A 4,735-nucleotide genomic window follows, 5' to 3' on the forward strand; every position below is an offset into this window, starting at 1 on the left:
TTATTTAAACTTTATTACCGTCATAACAGTCAAATTTAGTTCTACCACCGTTTTCTCTTTTGCTGTCCTCCTCCCCCTTCATTTACATAAATTACAGATAATTAGCAGTTATCCGTAATCCCATCTTTATATTTAAGAAAAAGGAAAAACAAATGAAAAAGCTTTCAAAATCGTATTGGGATAAATTTAAAGTAGAGAGTAAAAATGGTAACGGCTCCAAATATGATGGATTGAAATTCGAAAATCTTATAAATGAATTATTAGCAGTCCTTTATGGGAAAGAATGGGTGCGCACAGGGAAATCACATGATGATAACAGAGATTTCTGGACTTTGATGGAGACAGAAGACGGTCAGAACAAACTTTGGGCCGAATGCAAGAATTACAGAGACAAAATCGCCCTTGATATCCTGGCTCCTACTTTAGTAATGGCCCAAATTTATGGGGTTAATACTATTATTTTTTTCAGTCGTTCACAGATTAATACACGTGCCAAAAATAAGATACTATTATACGGAGAAAAAACTGGGAAAAAAATCATTTTTTATGATGCAGATATATTAGAAGATTTGATCATTAATAACAGCAGCTATTTGTCTCCAAAATATCGCCCGGATCAGATCATTTATGAGAATATCCCCCAAAAAGAAAACTTTGAAATTTTTTTCTTTCAGGATCCTATATTAGGGACGGTTATATCAGACGATGAATTTATAAACTATAGGTCAGCAATTAAAATTCATTATAATGAATTTTTTACTTTGCTTTTTGTGATTAAAAATTCAACATCAGACAAAATGAATATCAGTTTGTCGTTTTCAAAAGAAAATCCGGATAGATTTTGTTTTGAGTATATGGATGCAAACATTCATAGTGATAATCGGGAGTGGTGCAGAGTAGAGCTTGAAAAAGGCGAGGGTAAGGCGATTCCTCTTAATTTACGGCCTATACTTTTTAAATCCACAATGCAGCTGCCGCGTTTTGATATTACAATTCTAACTGCAGCGGGCAAAAACAAATCAAAATCTGAAGTGAAAAAGGTGAAGTGTACTTGGGTGGGGCAGACCAAATTGATTGGTTCATCATATGAAAAAATTTTAGATGATTTTGAAGAAAAACTGCTTAACAATCGCTCTTTCAGCTGCCTGCTTCTCTCGGGAACCAGTGGGACCGGAAAATCCAGAATTCTGTCCGAAATTATCGGAAAAGGACTAAAGCAGGGCTATAGAATTCTAAACCTTACTGCCACAGAAAATTTCTCATCCTTATATTTAATTCAGGAAATTATCTGTTTTATTTATGAAGTCCCTAAAACAGTTATTCTTTCAGCATTAGAGGAAAAGATACAGGAGGCAGCGAGAATGGATCCAGAGGAGTCCTCTTCTATCAAAAAGGTACTGCAATTATTCCGTATTTTAGAGAACAGCAAAACGGATCATAATATAAATAATTTTATTGATAATTATGGAAGTATTATTTTTGAAAGACTTTCGAACTATAAATATATTATTTTGATTGATAATATTCAATTTACAAATGAAGATTTCCAGTATTTTATAGAACAATATGCTGTTTATGCTGCTAACCAGAGTCGATATAATTATTCAGTACTGGCAGGTGCTTTCAACCTGGACTATATGACTTCTGCAGCAGCAAATTTGTTATTTAATCTGCTTCATCTGGGAATTCCTCATATACTCCCCTATACACTGAGCGGATTTAGAACGAATGAACAGGGCATCCTATTTCTGCGAGAATTAATCCATACTAGCGAAAAGATCTTCGATCCCTTTTTTGAAAAACTGATAGATCAGGTTTCTCTGAAGCCTTATTATCTTTATCAGGGAGTCCGGTTACTGGAGGAATCAAATGTAATAAAGCAGCTGCCCAATCGCCAAGGCTATTTATTTACGGATCTCAACGCTTTAGACGTGTTATTGAATCTGCCAAATGGCATTGCAGATGTATTGAAAAAACGCTGGGAATTTATTTCGGATCAAATTGATCCAGAAGAACTTGCAGTAATTTTTTCTGCACTGTATTTATTTGAAAGAATGGACGACCAGGTTATTAATACACTTCAGATTACTCGTGAATCTGTCAATTTTTTATGTTCTCATAGCTTTATTAAAAGAGATTCAGATGATAAATACGAATTTGAACATGACATTATTCGAAACCATTTTGAAACATATCATAGAGATAAGATTTTTGAGAGTCTTGCGTGGATTAATCAGAATCATAAAGAAAATATTTTATTATTTTACAAAATACCGAAACTACTTTACTATTGCTGTATTAAAGAGGAACCAGAATACGTTGTAAAAACCTGTACTGCTCTAGACACAATCCAAGTTCCAAATAAACTGTCAAAAATATTTTTCGAAAATATATTTTATGCATGTCTTAATGCATAGTCTATATTTGAACATCTGCCGGACTGGATATCAGCTATACACAAAATATGTATTAATATCAGAGAGTATACTGGTTCTTCCAATGCTGCGGATTTTTATAAAAAGGCTTATGAATATATATTTTCAATTTTTCCAGATATCAATATGCTGTATTCTACAAATTTTAGAAAAATGATACATTCATATTGTGATATACTTGTGGAATCTCATCAGAGAAGCGCTGCCGAAAGCCTGATTCAAGAAATACTGGGTAAAGGTAAGAATACAGAAGAGCTGTCAGACGAGGCGCTTGATGAAAAGTATGTTTTGCAGTCAATTATGTTAAATCGCGAATATGTAGCCTATAATAATAGCGAGCCAACTGAAGAAGTAATTCAAAAACGGAAAAAATTTATGCAGCAGTCTCGTGATTATATTAAGTTGATAAAAGATCCACATAAAAAAGGGGTAATTCAGTACCTGAATGATTCGGATGAAGGGTATAATTATTATGGGTTCCTAAAAGATAAGGACAGGCTGTTTTCTATATGGAATAGATGCATTGGTAATATACCTGAGGAAGTACCAGAAAAAACAATGAATTATTATCGCAAACTAGTACAGTATGATTTGATTAATCAAGACAGCAGAAAGGTAGCTGCTCACATTGCCAATGGTCGAGAGTATTTGAAAACTGGCGAGTATTCCCATGAACCCATGATATTTAATACGTTTTTTATGATGGCAGAAGCAATGGATATATTGCAGCATACCCCGTGTGAACAGCACTATTATATCCGTAAATTGATCGATGATATACTACAAATTCAGTTAATGCTGAATAATGGGAAAATTGGTGATATTATGCTTATAAAGGGGGTAGATGCCTATTACAGCCGAAATGCTGATGATGTTTACTATTCATTTTATCAAGCATTTACAGAATACAGAAAAAAGCAGACCTCACGTTTTTGGATAAAACTTCAATTACTGTATGAAAATATACAAATTTCATTTACTGAACTAAATATATATGGTTCTTGTTATAATGTTGACTTCTTGCCGGACGAATACAGAATACCGCTTACACGCGCACAGTTAAAAGAAATTCGGGTAAGCGGTATTCAGCAGACGTCCGATGGCAAAATGAATCTGCCGTTAATATGATCAGCATTTTTTATCGGCAATATCCTTCAAACGTATTATGTTCCCGTGTCTGTCGATAACCAAATCATGTTCAATATTACGTAAGTCAAACCACAACTGATTTTCAAAAAGGCCTATAAAAGTATCGACAAAATATAATATAGGAGTGGCCAGATCTAAATAATTGAAAGATACTGTTTCATATAGAGTAATATGTTCATTATCTCTTATGGTATCTGGCCGCTCAATAATATCAAGGAACTCAACATGCAATTCTCTCTTGATCATTTCATAGTAACTGTTTCGATCATACATAGTGGATAAGTCTAATAATAAATATTTTTCTGCCAGATCAGAATATATCTTTTTTGCATAATCCGCACTGATTTTAAACCAATCCCAAATGTCATATACGAATTTTGCATAATCTTTCATCCCATAAATCCCTTTTGCATCCAGGCGATAATAACTGAAGTTCGTTTTTGAGTTATTGGAAGAAGTACTGCCTTTATGAAATGCAATTGCATCTGCCGCTACCCAGGTTTCATATCCAATATCTCTAAGCCGTAGACAATAGTCGCAGTCGGTATATGAATAGGGAATTTCTTCATCCAGTCCGCCAACTTCCTGGAACAGACTCCTTTTTGTCATGAGAACGGCACTGCATACAGTCTGCACTTTTCTATTATGTTGCGCCAAAGGATGATTCCAGCTTAATCCCATCATAGTATGGGCTGCATTGAAACGTGAATACATAATTCCAAAGTCTAATATACGATTGTTTAATGGATTGATAAGTTTGGCGCCAACAGCTCCAATATGTTCTGAGGACAGCAGACATTCAAGAAGGTTTTCGTACCAGCCATCCCATACAAAAATATCAGTATCAACAAAGGTAATAATATCGCCGTTACATACGGAAACACCATAATTGATTGCTTTTGGATATTGTAAATTTGCCTGAAATTTATAATATCTGCATCTTTGAGAATCGATGTTAAGCTCTAATTCTGAAGCGTTAACATTATTTCCTATAATCAGAATCTCTACATCCTTATCAACTGTTTCCATAATACGTTTTAGACAATAATAGAGCATATCTTTATTTTTATGATATGTAATAATAATGGACTGTTTCATGCATATATTCCCTCCTTTATCCTCAGGCAATTACGGATAACTGCTAATTATCT

At 34.0% G+C, this 4,735-nt stretch carries 3 protein-coding genes; 2 read left to right on the forward strand and 1 reads right to left on the reverse strand.

Features of this window, described 5'->3' with window-relative positions:
• Positions 1-152: 152 nt before the first annotated feature.
• Together B5F87_RS19990 and B5F87_RS19995 are read left to right on the forward strand one after the other, a co-directional pair.
• The gene (locus B5F87_RS19990) at positions 153-2,417 is read left to right on the forward strand and encodes an ATP-binding protein (protein ID WP_087284347.1); all 2,265 of its coding nucleotides are present in this window, start codon (positions 153-155) and stop codon (positions 2,415-2,417) included.
• A gap of 198 nt (positions 2,418-2,615) precedes the next feature.
• Positions 2,616-3,563 (forward strand): hypothetical protein, encoded by a 948-nt coding sequence (locus B5F87_RS19995; RefSeq protein ID WP_143405312.1) that lies wholly within the window; start codon positions 2,616-2,618, stop codon positions 3,561-3,563.
• On the opposite strand, the gene B5F87_RS20000 is transcribed toward B5F87_RS19995, so the two are convergent.
• Positions 3,564-4,682, reverse strand: a complete 1,119-nt coding sequence (locus B5F87_RS20000; RefSeq protein ID WP_087284353.1) for a glycosyltransferase — start codon at positions 4,680-4,682, stop codon at positions 3,564-3,566.
• Between the last annotated feature and the right edge of the window lie 53 nt (positions 4,683-4,735).

The organism is Eubacterium sp. An3 (assembly GCF_002159465.1).
Taxonomy (GTDB): domain Bacteria; phylum Bacillota; class Clostridia; order Lachnospirales; family Lachnospiraceae; genus Anaerobutyricum; species Anaerobutyricum stercoris.

Bases quoted from the DNA above. Each gene is read 5' to 3' on its own strand.
- B5F87_RS19990 (WP_087284347.1), top strand. From the start codon at position 153: ATGAAAAAGCTTTCAAAATCGTATTGGGATAAATTTAAAGTAGAGAGT.
- B5F87_RS20000 (WP_087284353.1), bottom strand. From the start codon at position 4,682: ATGAAACAGTCCATTATTATTACATATCATAAAAATAAAGATATGCTC.